The 16,929-nt window shown below is 33.6% G+C and carries 22 protein-coding genes; all 22 read right to left on the bottom strand.

The window, feature by feature from the left end; all coding sequences use genetic code 11:
• Positions 1-135 precede the first annotated feature (135 nt).
• Complete coding sequence (locus ABXT06_RS01960) at positions 136-1,317, bottom strand: DUF2062 domain-containing protein (RefSeq protein WP_354589230.1); 1,182 nt, start codon at positions 1,315-1,317, stop codon at positions 136-138.
• A gap of 16 nt (positions 1,318-1,333) precedes the next feature.
• A complete protein-coding gene (locus ABXT06_RS01955; protein WP_354589229.1) occupies positions 1,334-1,819 on the bottom strand; it encodes a hypothetical protein in 486 nt (161 codons plus the stop codon).
• A 2-nt stretch (positions 1,820-1,821) separates the two neighbouring features.
• Complete coding sequence (locus tag ABXT06_RS01950; protein WP_354589228.1) at positions 1,822-2,193, bottom strand: ApeI family dehydratase; 372 nt, start codon at positions 2,191-2,193, stop codon at positions 1,822-1,824.
• Between the two features lie 5 nt (positions 2,194-2,198).
• Positions 2,199-2,810, bottom strand: coding sequence for an outer membrane beta-barrel protein (locus ABXT06_RS01945; RefSeq protein ID WP_354589227.1), 612 nt, complete (start codon positions 2,808-2,810; stop codon positions 2,199-2,201).
• A 6-nt stretch (positions 2,811-2,816) separates the two neighbouring features.
• Positions 2,817-3,404: a porin family protein gene (locus ABXT06_RS01940; RefSeq protein WP_354589226.1), complete on the bottom strand. Its 588-nt coding sequence runs from the start codon at positions 3,402-3,404 to the stop codon at positions 2,817-2,819.
• 37 nt (positions 3,405-3,441) lie between these two features.
• A complete protein-coding gene (gene lolB2, locus ABXT06_RS01935; RefSeq protein ID WP_354589225.1) occupies positions 3,442-4,077 on the bottom strand; it encodes a flexirubin biosynthesis protein LolB2 in 636 nt (211 codons plus the stop codon).
• On the bottom strand, positions 4,043-4,669 hold the full coding sequence (gene lolA2, locus ABXT06_RS01930) for a flexirubin biosynthesis/transport protein LolA2 (RefSeq protein WP_250834586.1): 627 nt from the start codon (positions 4,667-4,669) through the stop codon (positions 4,043-4,045). The genes lolB2 and lolA2 overlap by 35 nt, the downstream gene beginning before the upstream one ends.
• 110 nt (positions 4,670-4,779) lie before the next feature.
• The gene (locus tag ABXT06_RS01925) at positions 4,780-5,565 is read right to left on the bottom strand and encodes a polysaccharide deacetylase family protein (protein ID WP_354589224.1); all 786 of its coding nucleotides are present in this window, start codon (positions 5,563-5,565) and stop codon (positions 4,780-4,782) included.
• Complete coding sequence (locus tag ABXT06_RS01920) at positions 5,562-6,623, bottom strand: beta-ketoacyl synthase N-terminal-like domain-containing protein (RefSeq protein WP_354589223.1); 1,062 nt, start codon at positions 6,621-6,623, stop codon at positions 5,562-5,564. The genes ABXT06_RS01925 and ABXT06_RS01920 overlap by 4 nt, the downstream gene beginning before the upstream one ends.
• Entirely contained in the window at positions 6,623-7,822 is a 1,200-nt protein-coding gene (locus ABXT06_RS01915) for a beta-ketoacyl-[acyl-carrier-protein] synthase family protein (protein ID WP_354589222.1), read from the bottom strand. Before ABXT06_RS01915 ends, ABXT06_RS01920 begins: the two co-directional genes overlap by 1 nt.
• 154 nt (positions 7,823-7,976) lie before the next feature.
• Positions 7,977-8,234 (bottom strand): phosphopantetheine-binding protein, encoded by a 258-nt coding sequence (locus tag ABXT06_RS01910; protein ID WP_111378796.1) that lies wholly within the window; start codon positions 8,232-8,234, stop codon positions 7,977-7,979.
• 2 nt (positions 8,235-8,236) lie between these two features.
• A complete protein-coding gene (locus ABXT06_RS01905) occupies positions 8,237-8,854 on the bottom strand; it encodes a 3-oxoacyl-ACP synthase (RefSeq protein WP_354589221.1) in 618 nt (205 codons plus the stop codon).
• 7 nt (positions 8,855-8,861) lie between these two features.
• Positions 8,862-9,398: a hypothetical protein gene (locus ABXT06_RS01900; protein WP_354589220.1), complete on the bottom strand. Its 537-nt coding sequence runs from the start codon at positions 9,396-9,398 to the stop codon at positions 8,862-8,864.
• Positions 9,395-10,534, bottom strand: coding sequence for a beta-ketoacyl synthase N-terminal-like domain-containing protein (locus tag ABXT06_RS01895; RefSeq protein WP_354589219.1), 1,140 nt, complete (start codon positions 10,532-10,534; stop codon positions 9,395-9,397). Before ABXT06_RS01895 ends, ABXT06_RS01900 begins: the two co-directional genes overlap by 4 nt.
• A gap of 163 nt (positions 10,535-10,697) precedes the next feature.
• Complete coding sequence (locus tag ABXT06_RS01890) at positions 10,698-11,147, bottom strand: acyl-CoA thioesterase (RefSeq protein ID WP_111378800.1); 450 nt, start codon at positions 11,145-11,147, stop codon at positions 10,698-10,700.
• A complete protein-coding gene (locus tag ABXT06_RS01885; protein WP_354589218.1) occupies positions 11,122-12,405 on the bottom strand; it encodes an ABC transporter permease in 1,284 nt (427 codons plus the stop codon). The genes ABXT06_RS01890 and ABXT06_RS01885 overlap by 26 nt, the downstream gene beginning before the upstream one ends.
• Positions 12,395-13,093 carry an ABC transporter ATP-binding protein gene (locus ABXT06_RS01880; RefSeq protein WP_354589217.1) on the bottom strand — a complete coding sequence of 233 codons (699 nt, stop codon included), beginning with the start codon at positions 13,091-13,093 and terminating at the stop codon, positions 12,395-12,397. The genes ABXT06_RS01885 and ABXT06_RS01880 overlap by 11 nt, the downstream gene beginning before the upstream one ends.
• 63 nt (positions 13,094-13,156) lie before the next feature.
• A complete protein-coding gene (gene darH / locus ABXT06_RS01875; RefSeq protein WP_354589216.1) occupies positions 13,157-14,155 on the bottom strand; it encodes a BtrH-related acyltransferase DarH in 999 nt (332 codons plus the stop codon).
• Complete coding sequence (gene DarG, locus ABXT06_RS01870) at positions 14,156-14,560, bottom strand: flexirubin biosynthesis protein DarG (protein ID WP_201999156.1); 405 nt, start codon at positions 14,558-14,560, stop codon at positions 14,156-14,158.
• A 322-nt stretch (positions 14,561-14,882) separates the two neighbouring features.
• On the bottom strand, positions 14,883-15,347 hold the full coding sequence (locus ABXT06_RS01865) for a hotdog family protein (protein WP_201999155.1): 465 nt from the start codon (positions 15,345-15,347) through the stop codon (positions 14,883-14,885).
• 7 nt (positions 15,348-15,354) lie between these two features.
• A complete protein-coding gene (locus tag ABXT06_RS01860; protein WP_201999154.1) occupies positions 15,355-15,786 on the bottom strand; it encodes a hotdog family protein in 432 nt (143 codons plus the stop codon).
• The gene (darB, locus tag ABXT06_RS01855) at positions 15,786-16,919 is read right to left on the bottom strand and encodes a dialkylresorcinol biosynthesis protein DarB (protein WP_354589215.1); all 1,134 of its coding nucleotides are present in this window, start codon (positions 16,917-16,919) and stop codon (positions 15,786-15,788) included. The genes ABXT06_RS01860 and darB overlap by 1 nt, the downstream gene beginning before the upstream one ends.
• Positions 16,920-16,929 lie beyond the last annotated feature (10 nt).

The raw sequence follows: 16,929 nt of genomic DNA, 5'->3' as shown, positions 1-16,929 counted from the left end.
GATTAAAAGGGTTAGTTTTAGTCTGTCACCCTGAGCGAAGTCGAAGGGCATTCCAATTGGACGTAGGCTTCGACTTCGCTCAGCCTGACAAACTGGATGTAAAAATCATTTTAATCCTTTTAATCTGTGGCAAACTTAACTTAAATTTTCGGTTTGTTTTTTAGAACTAAAAGCCGTTAAAAGCAGATAACTTATAAAGCCAACTGATAGCGCTGAAACGGTTGCTAAAATAAGACTTCCTACGATATATTGCGTCGCATTTTTTTGAATATCGTCGAGGGTAATTGAACTGTCTAAAACCAATGGCGTATCGCTGGTCACAAATATACTCCCAACTTGAAGCGAAACATAAATAATAAACGGAATAAAAGGCGGAAAACTTACATTTGAAGTAAGGTAAGCAATGACTTTGTTGAGCCTAAACAAAGCCGCAAACGTAAAAAGCAAAATGGTTTGGAATCCCCAAAAAGGAGAAAGTCCGATAAAAATACCAAGAGCAATTGCGGCCGATTTTTTAAAATTAGAATCGTTGCTTTCTAAAATGTCTTCTAAAAAGAATTTTTTAAAACCTTTTTTTTTTGCTCGGCGAAAGAAATCCCGAGGTTTTATATACAGCAAAGCATTAGTCACCAAAACCGTATTTAAAATACTGATTCGCGTAAAATCCTGAAACGGACGAAAATGCGAAACTCTTTCTGCAGGATCATACAAAACCTGAATCGGAATATTTTTTACCACAATTCCTTTCCAGGCAGCACGTACAATAACTTCTATTTCAAATTCGAACTTATTGGTATAAAAACGTTTTGGAAGCAAACGAAGCGGATACAATCTAAAACCAGATTGTGTGTCGTCTAGTTTGATTCCGGTTTCAAACTTGAACCAAAAATTAGAAAATTTGTTTCCAAAACTACTTTTTTTCGGAACATTTTCCTGTGTCATATTTCGGCTTCCAATCAAAAGAGCATTTGGCTCATCTTGAATTGCTTCCAAGAAAACAGGAATATCTGCAGCAAAATGCTGTCCGTCAGAATCGATTGTAATGGCGTATTCGAAATCCAGTTCTAGCGCTTTTCTAAATCCGTTTCTCAACGCTCGACCTTTTCCTAAATTTTTAGGATGATGAATTTGAGTCAGTTGCGAATATGATTTTAAAATTTCGGCAGTTGAATCGGTTGAACCGTCATTGATAATAATGACATTTGTGGTGAAATCTAAAATAGAATCCAGTACTTTTTTCAGCGTTTTTTGATTATTGTACGTAGGTACAATAACGCAAAAGTTAGTCGAACTAAGTAATTCCTGCTGTGATTTCATGTGGTATTTTTTGAGCTTACTTCACAAATTGCTTCTCTTTTTCAGAGAAACTTTTAGATTGTAAAACAAAGTCTTTAAGATAATCTTTCAAAGCCGCACCTTGCGACGCATAATATGTCGTTATGAATTTTTTATCTTCTTTGATATTTTTCTTATAGCCAGTAATGCCAGGAACATCTTCTTGAACACTCAGTCTAATCATTCGCATTTCTATATTACTTGGATCACTTTTTATTGTTGCTTCAAGTAATTTTGCACCTTCTTTAAAACGCTCCATTTTCTGACCTAATTTCTTTTCAAATTTAGATTCCAATAAAATCGAAGCCGCTTTATAAGCCACTAAAATTTTATCGTCATTACTTGAAACACCTGCAAGTTTGGCTACAAATTCTTTGGCATTGCTTTCTGATTTTGCTACATCAGAATACATTTTTCGGATAGAAGCCAAATCTGGTGTTCCTGCAAAACTTACCCATAAAAGTAATGTCAATAATAGTTTCATAATTATATTTTTTTGTACACATTACTCAGTTTAAGAGCAGTTGTGTCGTTAAAGTAAGTCGTGTTTTTCACTTTTACCAAATCGTCTTCAGTTGTGGTAACATCCAATTCCAATTGCAATTCCGGAGTAACCTCTGGATTAATTAGCGCCATGAATTTTACATTTGCCAAAGACTGGATCATCAGCGAGCTTTTCGTAATAGATTCTGTAAGTTCTTTGATAATCTGAATCATGCAGACACCTGGCATAATAGGGTTTCCAGGGAAATGCCCTTTAAAAACCTCATGTTTTTCGTTTACTAAAATGGTAATAATATATTTCGAATCAGATACTTTTTCTTCTGATAGTATTTTGTAAAAATCTTGTAAAATCATATTTTTTATTTTCCAAATGAGTAGGAAACCCCTAACTGAAAATTAATATTTGTGTTGTAATCTCCAAATAAATAATAATTATTGGAGTCATTTTGATAATAATCACTGCTCAAAACATCAAGCAGTCCTTTTTTGAATCGTGCTTCAAATGTCAATCCCGAAGGCAAAGCATAGGCAACTCCTAAAACCAAACCAAGATCATTTTGCGCTTTTCTAACTGCAAGATTATCATTCAATAAAATATCTAATGTTGGCCCTGCTTGAAACTGAATTCCTACTGGTAAAGTAAATTTATTCATAACAGAAAGAGACAAATAGTTTATATCAAGATCCAAATGTTCTACTTTATTTGTCTGTGTATTTTCATCAAAATAATTTCTTGCAACATTATTAGAACCTTGTCTGTTGTAATTAATCTCTGGTTGAAGGGCATAAATTTTGGTTATTTTAATTTCTGTATAGCCTCCAGCATAAAAATCAGTTTTATAATCAGCGTGCATTTCAGAAATAGTCGAAAAACTAAATCCAGCTCTTAAACCTGGTTTAACTGAAATTTGGGCTTGTATGTTGAATACTGTAAAAAAGACAGCAATTAATAATACTACTTTTTTGCTCATGCTTTTTTATTTTGTTTTGAATGTATAGCTAATACCAAGCTGAAAAACCTGATTTAAAATTACTTGATCATAATAATAACCATCGTCAATTCCATCATAACCATAAATATCAATTAATCCTTGTTTAAGTCTAGCTTCAAAAGTTAAACCATTTGGCAAAGTATAACCCAGACCTCCCACAAATGAAAGATCAAAATCTTCGGGATTTGTATTTACATAATTATCACTAACTTTTAAATCTAAAGACGGGCCGGCCAATAAATGAAAACCTCCACCACCAAAGTTAAATTTTGCAACGGCTCCCAGTGTTATATAATTCAACTCATACTTTTCAGAATAATAACGGCCGTTTTCAAAGTATCTTCCTTCATCACCTTGTCTTGAATAATTTATTTCTGGCTGAACAGAAAAAAATCTATTGAACTTAATATTTACCAATCCACCAACATAAAAATCTGTTTTAGAGCTGTTATCATCAATATTAGTCAATGTTGATATATTCAAACCTCCTCTAAGTCCAGGGCTAACTTTTACCTGCGCTTCTGCTTGGATTCCTATTAATAAAATAAATGCAAGTACAACAAATTTTCTCATTTCTAATTGATTTAAAGTTTAGGGTTAGATTAAATTTTTATTCTGATTTAAAATAATTTAACTCAATTTTCAGTTTTATATTTTGGTGAATTATTTGAATCTTCTCGGCAAAAATATTGTTTTCTGAACTGAAAAGCAGTGTAAATTTTTCTTTTGTTTTTGATGAATTAACGATCTTTTCTAATTTTTGATCTTTTTTGGAGATAAAAATATAGTTGTCACGTTTGTCATCTGCCGATTTATAAATGTCATTTGAAGAGTTTTCAAATTGCTCCTGAATCAAATATTCTTTTTTTAAAAGCAGTCTAAAATCTTCTTTTAAAGTATTAATCAATATTTTTCGATCTAATTCTGACACGATAGAATTGACTTTAAAATCGGTTTCTGAGATCTCGAAATCCATTAATTTGTTTCCAAATTCGGTTGTAAAAACAATTCGGTGCGTAGTGTCGTTTATTTTCTTGGCAATGAAAATTCCAGACAATTCATTTCCGTAAACACTGATGTTGGTTTTGTAAACATAATCAGTCTTTGAATCTGAAAAATACGGAACGATATAAGACGTTTTGTCTAATTTTTTGGGCGTATAATTTTTTGTGACCGAGCCACATGAAATTAAAATAATTGCCAGAAAGCAATTAATTAGTAAAAACTGAATCGTCGATTTTTGCATTGATTACTTTATTTTTAAGTACAATTCGGGTATAATCTTCAGATGATTCTAACAATTTTACCTGAACAACTGTTGCTTCTTCTTTGTCAAAAGTCAGTTCGATTTGTTTGATGTATTTTTTCAGCGTTGCATCTTTCGGAATAAATTTCGCCAGATTCTGACCTTTCAATTTAAAATATGAAATCGTAAATTCTTTATCGTCAAACATATTTCCGCTTACGCTTCCCACAATCAACTTATTAATTCGGGCAAAGATTTTACTGTTTCCGATATCAACAGCGCTTTTCTTTCCTTCGTCGTTAATCAGGATTTTTCCGTTTTTAAAAGTAATGCTGTAATTGTATGGTTTTTTATATTGCCATTGAAGTAAAGCAGGTTCTTTGAAAACCATTTTCCCAGAAGTTTCAATATCTTTCGATAAAAAATCTAAATGTTTGTACTGAACAAAATCAGTAGTCAAGGTCTTGATTTTTTTGGCTACAACATTTACGTCTTGTTTGAAAGACGCAATTTCGGCATCGGTCATTTTTTGTTCCTGCGCGAACAAATTGCCTGAAATAAATAGAATGAGTAGTGCTATTTTAGTTTTCATATTTTATAATATTGTGCTTAATGTTTTGCCACGAATTACACGAATTGCCACGAATTTTTGATTTAATAAGAATCCGTTTTTATCCGCGTCTTCGCGAAAGCGAATCTGTTTTATCCGCGTTCAATTTCATAAGCATTAAGTTTCAGTAATTCTTCAACAGAAATCACTTCATAATTATTTTGCTGTAAAAATTGCAAAAACTGTTCCAGTACCAAAACAGAATGTTTGCCCGTATCATGCAAAAGTACAATTCCGCCGGGAGAAATATGCTTAATGAGTCGATTCAAAATTAATTCCTGATCTTTTGTTCCTCCATCAAGAGAACGAATATTCCAGCCAATTGTTTTATGCCCTGTTACTTTTAAAGCTCTTCTTATTGAAGGAGTTGTGACTCCATAAGGTGGACGAAAAAAGTTTATTTTTCTAGAAGTGAATTTTTCCAGTAGTGCGTCTGTTTTCTGAATTTCTTCAATTATTTTTTTCGCATTATAAAAATCAAAAAACTTAGAATGTGAGTAAGAATGATTTCCGACTAAATGACCTTCATCAATCACTTTTTGAAGAATTTCGGGATGCGTTTCAATGTTTTTTCCAATACAGAAAAAGGTCGCTTTGGCATTATATTTTTTTAAAAGTTCTAAAACTTCTAAAGTGTAAATACTTGGACCGTCATCAAAAGTAAGCGCAATTTTTTTTTCGGTTTCTAACGGATTATTGCAAAATGCTTTTACATGATAATTGGAAGAAATTCGTGCAGAACCAAAAGCATTTATTCCAATCCAAAGTAGAATTATGAGAACAAACCACAGAAAATGAATTGCGTTATACAGATTCAGAAGAAACAATAAAAGCAATAAAAAGATAAAAAACAGCGATATGTTTTTGTGCGTTATCATTTTGAAAGCAACGTAAAACTATGGTTTTTTCCGTTTAATTGATTGTATAATAAAATCGTTTTGTAGTCTGATTTTTCGACAGCATTTACTTTCGTAACTTCAGGAATTTCTTGAGTTTTCAAAATTTTAGCGGCCATCCAAAAAGCAAAAGCTGAAGCCGTATCATATTCTCCACTCAAATGTTTGTAGTACAAAACAGGAGTTTGAGCAAACGAATTTTCGGCAAGATTTTTATAGTAATTCTCAAAATCAGCATTTCCGTCAAAACCTAAAACTACGGCATCAATAGCCGAAATTTCTAAATTATTTGATTTTAAGAACGAAATAATTGCTGCTTCAACTTCGTTTTCTTCTAAAGTATTTACAATAGAAACATCTAGAAGTTCTGCATAAGTGTTTTCTTTTCTTTCATTTTCTAAAACAAAAAAACTAGCGCCTTCACCATAAACCGCGCCGCTTGTTGTAGAATTTAAAACATCGTACGGAGCCGTATTATCTGCTTTAATGCGACCGTTTAGTTTAAAAAGCGAAGTCGTATAATTGCCATTTTCGTCAACACCGCCCACTAAAATTGAATTGGCTTCATCTTCTTCAATTTGCATTTTAGCATCAATAAGAGCCGATTCAAAAGAAACTGCACCATTTACATAAGTAAAATTATAACCTTTGCATTGCTGTAAAAGAGCAATTTGTGCTCCAACTGTATTGTGAGTAGATTGAATAAAAGAAGTCGGAGTTAAAAATTCTTCGTTATTATCTAAAATACTTTTCAGGAATTTTTCAGAATCTTCGATACAGCCTAAACCAGTTCCAGTAATAATCGCGTCGACACTTTCAACATTGGCATCTTTCATAGCCAAAGCTGAAGCTACGATTCCGTTTTTTACACCTTTTGCCATGCGTCGGCTGGCAGCAGGAGAAATATATTCTTTGTATACTGGCGGAACAATTGCCAGTACATTTTCTTCATGATTTACAACAGCTTCTTCCAAAAAAACAGTATCAAATGTTTTTTGAGTCGAAATACAGCCTACTCCATTTATATATGTCTTCGTCATTAGCTTTTTGAAAATATAAGGGTTGAACAGTTTCCACCAAAACCAAAAGAGTTGGATAAAACGTGCTCGATAGTTTTATTCTTTAAAGTTGTCTGTGGTTTCAAATCAAATTCTTCCATCGGAACTTCAAAATTTAAGTTCGGATAAACCACATTATTCTGAATCGCCAAAACACTATAAACGGCTTCAATCGCAGCTGCAGCCGCTAAAGTATGTCCCGTAAATGGTTTTGTAGAACTGAAATCTGGAACTTTTTCATCTTCGTAAATTCTTTTTAAAGCTCGTCCCTCAGACAAATCATTATTTGGAGTTGCAGTTCCGTGCACGTTGATGTAATCAATTTCAGAAGGTTTTAAACCCGAAACGTCAAACGCTTTTTTCATGGCCAAATACGCGCCGTCTCCATTTTCTGAAGAAGCAGTTTGGTGATAAGCGTCGTTTGCATTTCCGTAACCCGAAACTCTTGCCAATACTTTTTTGTTATGCTTTTCAACAATTTCATCCGATTCTAAAACTAAAAAAGCGGCAGCTTCTCCAAGATTTAATCCTTTTCTGGTATTGTCAAAAGGTTTATTGTAATCGTCAGATAAAATCATCAAAGTCTTAAATCCGTTGATGGTGAATTTTGCCAAAGCATCGGCTCCGCCCACAATTACGCGATCTAATTTTCCCGTTTTGATTAATCTTGCGCCCAACATAATCGAATTGGCTGCAGATGAACAAGCCGTAGAAATAGTAGTAACCATTCCTTTTAAACCTAATTCTTCAGCAATTTTTTCTGCAACATCTCCGCCATCGTGGCAAGTGATGTATTTAGTCAATTCTGGTTTTTCGAAATAATCGTAATAATGTCTTTCCGTCATGTCCATTCCGCCAACACTTGTAGCCGAAATAAGTCCCGTTCTAAATTCATTTATATCGGTAATGCCGGCATTTTCAACAGCTTGTTTTGCTGCCAAAGTGCCAATCATAGCGGTTCTGGAGAAATTATTATTCTCATTTAATTTCAGTTCACCGATAAGATCTTCATTGGTTTTTTTGATTTCGCCAACTTTGATAACATCTGCGTGAACAGTCGAAATATTTTGAATACGAGAAATACCGATTTTGTTTTCGGTCAGCGAAATATAATTTTCCTCAACCGAATTACCAATCGCAGAGATAATTCCCATTCCCGTTATTGCAACACCTCTTGCCATTTTAGATTTTAGATTTATGATTGTAGATTAACTTTGCGTCTTCGCGTCTTTGCGAGCATATTTCTCAGCTAATAAACAAAGCTTATAAATTTAATCTCGCAAAGTCGCAGAGTCGCTAAGTTTTTTTAGCAATCTTTGACAAAATTTCTGCCGATTATTTAGTTCGATTCGCGCTGATATACGCTGCCATAGTTTCGATTGACTGGAAAATAGATTTTCCTTCTTTTGGGTCAACTAATTTAATTCCGTAATCTTTATCTAAAATCACGATCAATTCAAGTGCATCAATCGAGTCTAAACCTAAACCATCTCCAAACAAAGGATCGTTATCAGCAATATCTTCTACTGCAATATCTTCAAGGTTTAAAGTTGTTATGATTTTATTTTTTAATTCTTCTTTTAATGCTTCCATGATTATTTATTGTATAATGTATTGATAGTCTCGTTTGTATATTTTGCATTTTCTTCTGTACTAATTGTACATAAAAAAGCTTTATAATTGTCGTTAAAATATTCTACCCAACCGCATAAAACTACATCTGCTTTATTCGTATTCAGAAGAATATTCGAATAATTCGACATAAATTCGGTGTTAAAAGTGTCAAATATAAAGAAAGAATTTTCACTTTTCAGCTGATGGCGGATACTTATTTCGCCCAAACAAATATTTGGCAGCGTATAAACAAAGACCGCCGGACTCGGAAAATAGTTTTCCTTGTCTGAAATTGATTCCTGATATTTTACATCGGTATCTAAACTCGAAGACTTATTAGCCAAAACCAAAGCGATATTATTTTCCTTTTCGTCTGAAGTTATCGGACTCAAAAGAAGTTCTGATCCTAAAAAAGCCAGTTTGCTCAAAGCGTCCATTTTGAAAAACTTTGGATACTGCATTTCAAAATTACGATACGCTTGTTTGGCAAAATCTGCAAAATCTGTAGGTTCAATTTTGAATACAGAAGTTCCGTTCAAAACAATTTCGTTGTTTTGAATGGTGATATAGGATTGTATGTAGGTTTTGTTTTGAGTCATTTTATTTTTAAGAGCACAAATTTTTAATATCTCTTTTTAAACTTATTTGAGAAAAAAGAACTGGAACATTCATTTTTTGATTTTCTTTTATCATTGTAAAATAAATATCGTTTTTATCTAAAATAAATATTCTGCTTGTTTGAAATCTTGGATTAATAGCTAGATAATTAAGACTATTATAGATTATTAGATTTCCAGAATTTTTATGTTTTTCAAAACCTTTGCTCTCACAGTACTCAATAATAATACCTTTGTTTTTTCCAGTATCATATTTACTTACGATTTTTGTGAGTTTCTTCTCAATTGCTTTTCTATAAATTGTAAATGCACAGAAAAAGCTAAAAATAAACAGAAGATAAAACTCAATTCCAGTTTTCGAATAATCACGATAAGGATTAAAATAAACCAAAAAAGGCATGATAAATCCCCAGCTAAAAAACATATAAATAGTAATAGTATCGAATTTATCAAACCAATTTTCTGAGAAGACCAATTTTCTTTGTTCAATACTTTTTCTAATATTTAAGTTTTTTAAACGTCTCATTTTATCTTTTCAAAAACCACAGCCGTATTACAACCTCCAAACCCAGAAGCTGTTTTCAGGAAATACTCAATCTTCTTTTCTCCATTTTTCTCAATCACATTGATAGCTTCGCTAACCCCAATTTCATCAAAACCTTTCGATTCAAAAAGTGTATTTTGATTGGCAGATTCAATTGCAATTACAGTTTCCAATAATCCCGAAGCGCCTAAAGTATGACCATAAAATCCTTTCAAACTATTTACAGGAACATTCTGTAAATCTAAACGAGTTAAGGCAATCGCTTCCATTTCGTCATTATAAGGTGTTGCAGTTCCGTGAGCTGAAATATAATCTAATTTGTTTGCTTCAATTTGAGCTTCTTTCAAAGCATTTTGAATACTTCTGAACAAACCTTCACCTGTTCTTGACGGCCCCGAAATATGATTGGCATCGTTTATCGAACTATCGCCAATTACTTTTATTTTAGCGTTTTTGGCTTCCGACGAAACCAAAACAGCAGCTGTTGCTTCGCCTAAACTTACTCCAGTTCTGTTTTTAGAATAAGGTTTACAAGGTTGCTCGCTCATCGCTTGGAATGCATTAAAACCAGACAAAACAAATTCTGAAACTTCATCTCCAGCCACCACAAAAATGTTGTCATAAAGTTCAGATTGAATCATTCTTTTGGCAACAGAAACGGCTAAAATTCCAGAAACGCAGGCATTTGAAACCACAATGGGGTGTGTTTGGAATCCGAAGAAATCGGCAACGTTTTTAGCTAGAACATCTAGATGTGCGTTGTTGAAACTTTCCTCAGAATCATTTGCTAGAGCGGTTACATTTCCTTTTGTAGTAGAAAGTATAAAAGCAGTTTTTGAATTTAACGCTACTCCAGAATTTTTGATGACTGGTTCTAAAGCCAAAATCATCATTTTCTCTAAACGGGAATATTTTGTTTCAGTGCTGATTTTTGAAAATGCACTGTTTATTTTTTCATCAGAAATAATCGAAGCATAAAACGGATTCGGCATTAAAGAAACATCGTTATGAAGTTGAATTCCAGAATCGCTACGAAGAATCTCTTTGATATTAGATTCAACATCAAAGCCTAAAGGCGTGATACAATTTGTTTCTGTGATGTATATTTCTCTTAACATTTTATGATTCTGATTTTCTCCTGCAAGGTCTCTAAAATCTTGTAGGTATGTTTTTTATTTTAAGCGTTTTCTAAAAAAAGGGTTTCACGCAGATTTTACAGATTTAAGCAGATTTGTATAGATTCTATTATTTTTAATTCGTGAAAATTTGTGTAATTCGTGGCTACTTCAATAATCCCACTTTTCGTTTCCATTCTTCATAAAAAGGCGGATTTGTCAGCATTAAATTTCCTGCTGCATCTAAAAAAACCTGAGTTGTTTCGCCAGTGCACGCCACTTCTCCTTTGTCATCAATAATTTTAAAACGGTAAATCATTTTGGCAGCTGGAGTATCTACAACTGTGGTTTCTATTGTTACCACATCGCCGTAACGCAAAGACAATTTATGTTCGCAAGTCGATTTTACAATTGGCGTTGTATAACCTGTTTTGGCAATATCCAGATAAGTAAGTCCATGCTGGCGTCCAAACGCTTCACGTCCATCTTCGAAATATGTGATATAATTGCCATGCCAAACAATTCCAAGCGGATCTGTTTCGTTAAAACGAATCCTAATTTCATGTGTAACGGTTAGATCTGTAGCTTCTTTAAACTGCTCTTTTCTTTTTATCATAAAATAATGCGATGGAAGTGGTAATAATGAAAAACAAAAATAATAAACTTATTCTTGGTATGATTTCGACGAAAGAAACGTTTCTAAGCAATACATCGTAAAAAGCTTCTAATCCCCAGTTCATTGGAGATGATTTTGCGATATATTGCATGATTTTCGGCATAGCAAAAACAGGAACCCAAACACCACCAATTGCTGCTAAAATGATAACACTTGTCGCACCAAACGGAGCAGATTGTTCTTGTGTGCTGGCTACAGTTCCTAATAAAATTCCGAAGCCGATTGCAGCAAAACCAGAAAATAATGCGACAACACTTGTTAGCAAGAAGTGACCTTCAATATTTAGTGAAGGCAATCCGATGGATGGGAATAAGAATACGGCAACGGCAACCATCATGTAAAACTGAATCATACAAATGATAGAGTAGGTGATGGTTTTTCCAATAATCACTACTAAATTAGAAACAGGATTGGTTCTTAATCGAACAAAAGTTCCTTGCGATTTTTCTTTTACAATATTGATAGATAACGGAATTACAATAAAAAAGATTGCAAAAAGTGTCCAAGCAGGAACATTATGCTGAACCGAATTGGGGCGAACTTCTTTGTTGTTGATTCTCGGAATTATTTCTTTGAAAGTGATAAAATTCTTTTGCTCAAAATCGATTGTTTCTTCTCCTAATTGTTTTTGAAAAGTGCTGTAAATCGATTTGGTTTCAATCTGCGAAATCATTTTATCGATCGAACTCATAACGGCATTTTTGAAACTCATCTGAACCGCTGGATCAAAATACAGTTTTACTTCTTTTTCTTTAATAACGCGCTGAGGTTCGGCAGCTGTTGTACTATCGGTCAAACCTAGATTGCTGACAATTTTCTCTACATTCTGATTTACTTTTTCCTGCAAATCGTAACTTAAATTTTCTGGAATTACTATCGCCAATTGAAATTTTCCTTTGTATACATTTTCTTTGGCAATTTCTTCGGTAATCGGTTTATTGTCAAGTTGGGTTACAACAGTAAAATATTTACTTTTTTCCAAATTTTCAAAAACCGTTTTAGAAACAGATCCGTGGTCTTTATCGACCAAAAGAATCTGAAGTTTAGAATCGGTCACGGCTTTAAAAGTGCTGTCTTGAATTAAGGTTACGGCAATTACCAAAACCAAAGGCATGACAAATAAAATAATCAGTCCGCCTAAATCTCTTTTTAGTAAAAGGAATTCTTTTACAACCGACATCCAAATTTTATATATCATCTCTCAGCGCTTTACCGGTTAATGAAATAAAAACATCTTCGAGATTTCGAGCATCTTTTGTAGACTCAATTAATGCCGACGGAGTTGCTTGTGCGTAAATCTGTCCTTGATCTAAAATCGCAATTTGAGAACAGAAATCTTCGGCTTCAGCCAAATGATGCGAAGTATAAATAATAGTCGTTCCGTTTTGGTTCAACACTTTCAGATAATCGATAATGGCAGTTTTAGAATGCACGTCGACACCAACTGTTGGTTCATCCAAAAACAAAACTTTCGGATTATGAAGAATTCCTGCAATCAGGTTTACACGGCGTTTCATTCCGCCCGAAAAAGTGTGAACTTGTTTATCGGCAAATTTCAATAAACCCAAAAGATCTAGAGTTTCAATTACTTTATCTTTTAAATCAGAACCTTTTAAGCCGTACATGCTTCCAAAATAAAGCAGATTTTCTCTGGCTGTCAACGTTGGGTACAAAGCATATTCTTGAGGAACAACGCCTATGATTTTTTTAATTTTTGAAGCATGATGCTGATAGTTTAAACCATCAATTGTAAAATGTCCCGAAGTTGGTTTTACTAATCCGCAGAGCATGGAAATTAAAGTAGTTTTTCCAGCGCCATTGGGGCCAAGTAAGCCAAAAATCTGACCTTCATTTATATTTAGCGAAACGTTGTTCAAAGAATACATTTCTGCATTTTTGTACTTTTTCGAAAGGGATTCTATTTGAATGATAGAGTGCAAAATAGTGTTTTAGCTGATCGCTTTTTTTAGTTTTTTGAAAAAGATTTCTTCTCTATTGGCAATGTCCAAAAGTTCATCGGCAATAGTGTTGTAGGCGTCTTCTTTGGCGCTTCTGTTTTTGTAAATACGCGAAGCTTCAACAGCAAAATCACGCCATGAATCTCCAATTTGAGTCATTTCTTTAGAAAGTTCTTTTAATTCTTCGTTACCTAAAACAACCGAAGCTTCTTGTAAAAATGCTGCATAAATAAAACGGAAACCGCCTCCGCCAGTTCCAATTTCTTCTTGCATACGAACCATTTGCGCCAAGTAATGATTGGCTTTTCTGACTCCATGCTTTTTAGGCCATTTACGAATCTGGCGAGAAACCATTTTGATTCCGCGAACACCAACAATTGGCATTGGCGCCAACATATCTCGACACGTATTTTTGATTCCTTTAATGATGGCGCTTTTTAAATCGACTTCTTTTGGAATCTGAATTGGATAGTACATTTGTCCACGAGGCGCAAAGGCTCCTTTGGCAAAACGTACTTTATTCATGTCCTCGTAAGTTAAAGTCGTAACGGTTTCCATAACAGGATCGCTCACTAAATACTCGGTTTCGGTTTTTCCGTAAACGACTAAATTGTGTGCGTTGAAGTGAAAACGATATTCGTCTGGAAAATAACTCAAATTGTAAACTCCAACCTGTAATCCGGTTGGAATATTATTTTTTAAATTTTCGTCTAAAGCTTTATTCGCATTTGCTATAGAAGAAAATTTTTGTCTTTTTATTTTTAAATTTAAACGGGTAGCAACTTTATTGAAAATCTGTCCAGGCAAAGTTCTATAACTGATTGCCGGTGCATGATTCACTTTTATAAAAGGCAGATATACAAAAAATAATCCAGAGCCAATACCAAAAACCATCGGTTCGCTAATGTTTAGTCCGCTATTTTTTAGCAGATTTGACGCTACTCCATTCTCGCAATGAGCAGACTGATGATGTGTGAAAGTTAATTCCATTTATTTGGTAATGCTGTTTTTTAATTCTTCGATTGAAATTCCAAATGTATCGGCATATTTCTGTAAAACCTTATCGCTTAAAGTTGCGAAAACACTAGGTTTAAAATGTCTTTTTACGCGCCATTTCCAAAACCCGACGTAACTGGATAATATGTTAAGATCCATTTTATTGGCTTCCATAAAATACACAATCGGACTTACTTCGCCGTTTAAAACCTGCTGTTTCGCATCGGCAATTCTTTCGTTTATTTCGTCAATAGAATTTGAAAGTGCTATTGTTTTAGGTTCCCAGCCTGTACTTAATGTTGTGGTATAATTACCATTTTCATCTGTTGCGTACAAAAGTTCTTTAACGTTGTTTTTCGTTAAGTTGCTTTGATCCTGAGGTACTTGATCTTTTTCCATTTTGCTAATTTAATTTATTAGAAACATACAGATTGAAAGTATACATAAACTAATTATTAAAAATCCAAGATTTGCGAAAGCTAAAATTCGCTTTTTCTTCACGAATAAATAAATCATTTCTATTAATAATCCAAAATAGAAAAAAACAGTGATGAATAATGCTAAAAAAAACATTCCTAAACCTGCATCTGTATGTCTATGTTGGTCTTGATCGCAAAGTGAATGCGGGTCATAAATGAAGCTCCAATACAAGACTAATAATCCAAACAATGACAATAAAATCCCGATTCGAATTCCTAAATGTGAAATGACTTTTTTAAAATTATCCAACTGAAATTGTTTTCTGAATGAACAAGTTAATTTCACATTCTAAGAGTATCTGGTCTTCGACTGAACTTTTACAGCTCATTGTACATAAAGTGTAATCGTCGCCAGTAAATTTCGAAACTAAATCTGCTTTGGTTATAATAGTGTCACCGACTTTTGGGAGCGCATGAATTTTTACATTTTTCAAAGCACTGATAAATCCAATTACGTTTACATTTTCATTTTCAATTCCGTTGTCATCAAAAAAGTATTTTTTTCCAACAATTGCCGAACAAGTCTGAGCGGTATTTTCAATTAAGCCTGCTTCAATAAAAGTATTGTTTTGAACAAAAATATTGTTTGCTTCAACAAGAAAAACAGTTTCTACTGAACTCGAATCAATATTCAAAATTAAATCCACCATAAGCATTGGCGCTCGGTGCGGTAAATAATTTTGTATGTCAACAGCAGTAGCTTTCATTATTGTTTTATTTTGCCAAAACAGTTTTCATTTGTCCTCTGGCAATTTCTTCATTGTTTAAAGTGGTCACAATATCTACTAAAGTAATTCCTGCAAATTCCTGTAGAATTGTTACTTCCGATTGAATGTTGTCGTTTACGTTTGGAAGCTTTTTAATCTCAATTTCTTTAATAGATCCGATATAACCAGTTGGTGCAATTTCGTTTCTTAAAAAATATTGATATCCTGTATGCAATGCCACAGATTGTGCCATGTGTTCGATTAGTCCTGCTTCCAGAAAAGTATTTTCAGCAACAAAAATATTATTACTTTGAATTTCTAAACCAGCAACCAAAGAAGTTTCAGAATAAGAATGCATAGCATCTACCATCACAAAAGGAAACTTTTGTGGCAGTAAATTTTCGACCATTTCTTTTTCTAGAAGTGCCATTGTTTCCATTAGCAAACAGTTAAATATGCATAAGCAAAAGAAAATCTTCCGCTTTCTGGAACAGATAATAAAATTTTATCTCCTTTTTTCAAATTCCCTGAATTCAATAATTCTTCAAGAGCTAGGTAAATAGAAGCAGAGCCAACATTTCCTACTCGAGAAAGATTCATGAACCATTTGTCATCGCTCATTCCGATACCTTTTTCAGTTAATCCTTTTTTCAATCCTTCAACAAAAAAGTTAGAAGAAACGTGAGGAATAAAGTAATTGATATCTTCCGATTTAATATTGTTTTTATCCATGGCGTCTTTCATGCTTTCTGCACCTTTTGACAGGATAAATTCGTCTAATAATTTAACGTCTTGTTTGATTGAGAAAACAGATTCGTTTAGCCATTGTTCTGGAGAATAATCGCTCCAGCCTTTAATTTCTCCATTCTCCAATTTATCACCTCCAGCATACATGCAAGTTTCCAATTCGTACGCATACGAAAAAGCTTCCATCCATTCTATTTTAAGTGAAATTGGTCCTCTTGGTTTGTTTTCTAATAAAAAAGCTCCAGCACCGTCAGATAACATCCAACGTAAGAAATCTTTTTTGAAAGCAATAATAGGTTGTTCTTCAAGGCTTTTTAAATTATCGGCCTCGTGATTGTATTTTTGAGCATTCAGCCAAGTAGAAACTTTTTCTGATCCTGTGCAGATTGCATTTTTTGAATTTCCAGATCTAATAGAAAGAAAACCAAATTTAAGAGAGTTCATTCCGGCACAGCAAACTCCTGTTGAAGAGTTCAATTCTACCGATTTGTTTTTTAGCAGACCATGAACCATCGCAGCATGCGAAGGCAGAAATATGTCAGGAGTTGAAGTTCCGCATGAAAGTACTTCTAGATCTTGAGGCGTAAAATTTTCGTCGAATAATGGTAAAATTGCATTTCTTGTTAACTCAGCATTGCTGTGTGTGCTTTTTCCTTCTTTGTCAACAGCGTAATATCGGCTTGTAATTTTATTATTGCGCAAAATAATGCGTCTTGCTTTAGAAGCAGTATCATTGATAAGGCCTAGATAGGCTTCCATTTCATCATTTGAAACGGCTTCGTTTGGCAAATATTTTGCAGCTTTTGTAATATATACTTCAAACATAATTTAAATT

This window comes from Flavobacterium sp. UW10123 (assembly GCF_040538975.1).
GTDB lineage: Bacteria > Bacteroidota > Bacteroidia > Flavobacteriales > Flavobacteriaceae > Flavobacterium.
The sequence above is the reverse complement of the archived record's forward strand: the minus strand, read 5'-3'. Positions and strand labels throughout refer to the sequence as shown.

Bases quoted from the DNA above. Each gene is read 5' to 3' on its own strand.
- ABXT06_RS01960 (WP_354589230.1), bottom strand. From the start codon at position 1,317: ATGAAATCACAGCAGGAATTACTTAGTTCGACTAACTTTTGCGTTATT.
- ABXT06_RS01955 (WP_354589229.1), bottom strand. From the start codon at position 1,819: ATGAAACTATTATTGACATTACTTTTATGGGTAAGTTTTGCAGGAACA.
- ABXT06_RS01950 (WP_354589228.1), bottom strand. From the start codon at position 2,193: ATGATTTTACAAGATTTTTACAAAATACTATCAGAAGAAAAAGTATCT.
- ABXT06_RS01945 (WP_354589227.1), bottom strand. From the start codon at position 2,810: ATGAGCAAAAAAGTAGTATTATTAATTGCTGTCTTTTTTACAGTATTC.
- ABXT06_RS01940 (WP_354589226.1), bottom strand. From the start codon at position 3,404: ATGAGAAAATTTGTTGTACTTGCATTTATTTTATTAATAGGAATCCAA.
- lolB2 (WP_354589225.1), bottom strand. From the start codon at position 4,077: ATGCAAAAATCGACGATTCAGTTTTTACTAATTAATTGCTTTCTGGCA.
- lolA2 (WP_250834586.1), bottom strand. From the start codon at position 4,669: ATGAAAACTAAAATAGCACTACTCATTCTATTTATTTCAGGCAATTTG.
- ABXT06_RS01925 (WP_354589224.1), bottom strand. From the start codon at position 5,565: ATGATAACGCACAAAAACATATCGCTGTTTTTTATCTTTTTATTGCTT.
- ABXT06_RS01920 (WP_354589223.1), bottom strand. From the start codon at position 6,623: ATGACGAAGACATATATAAATGGAGTAGGCTGTATTTCGACTCAAAAA.
- ABXT06_RS01915 (WP_354589222.1), bottom strand. From the start codon at position 7,822: ATGGCAAGAGGTGTTGCAATAACGGGAATGGGAATTATCTCTGCGATT.
- ABXT06_RS01910 (WP_111378796.1), bottom strand. From the start codon at position 8,234: ATGGAAGCATTAAAAGAAGAATTAAAAAATAAAATCATAACAACTTTA.
- ABXT06_RS01905 (WP_354589221.1), bottom strand. From the start codon at position 8,854: ATGACTCAAAACAAAACCTACATACAATCCTATATCACCATTCAAAAC.
- ABXT06_RS01900 (WP_354589220.1), bottom strand. From the start codon at position 9,398: ATGAGACGTTTAAAAAACTTAAATATTAGAAAAAGTATTGAACAAAGA.
- ABXT06_RS01895 (WP_354589219.1), bottom strand. From the start codon at position 10,534: ATGTTAAGAGAAATATACATCACAGAAACAAATTGTATCACGCCTTTA.
- ABXT06_RS01890 (WP_111378800.1), bottom strand. From the start codon at position 11,147: ATGATAAAAAGAAAAGAGCAGTTTAAAGAAGCTACAGATCTAACCGTT.
- ABXT06_RS01885 (WP_354589218.1), bottom strand. From the start codon at position 12,405: ATGATATATAAAATTTGGATGTCGGTTGTAAAAGAATTCCTTTTACTA.
- ABXT06_RS01880 (WP_354589217.1), bottom strand. From the start codon at position 13,093: ATGTATTCTTTGAACAACGTTTCGCTAAATATAAATGAAGGTCAGATT.
- darH (WP_354589216.1), bottom strand. From the start codon at position 14,155: ATGGAATTAACTTTCACACATCATCAGTCTGCTCATTGCGAGAATGGA.
- DarG (WP_201999156.1), bottom strand. From the start codon at position 14,560: ATGGAAAAAGATCAAGTACCTCAGGATCAAAGCAACTTAACGAAAAAC.
- ABXT06_RS01865 (WP_201999155.1), bottom strand. From the start codon at position 15,347: ATGAAAGCTACTGCTGTTGACATACAAAATTATTTACCGCACCGAGCG.
- ABXT06_RS01860 (WP_201999154.1), bottom strand. From the start codon at position 15,786: ATGGAAACAATGGCACTTCTAGAAAAAGAAATGGTCGAAAATTTACTG.
- darB (WP_354589215.1), bottom strand. From the start codon at position 16,919: ATGTTTGAAGTATATATTACAAAAGCTGCAAAATATTTGCCAAACGAA.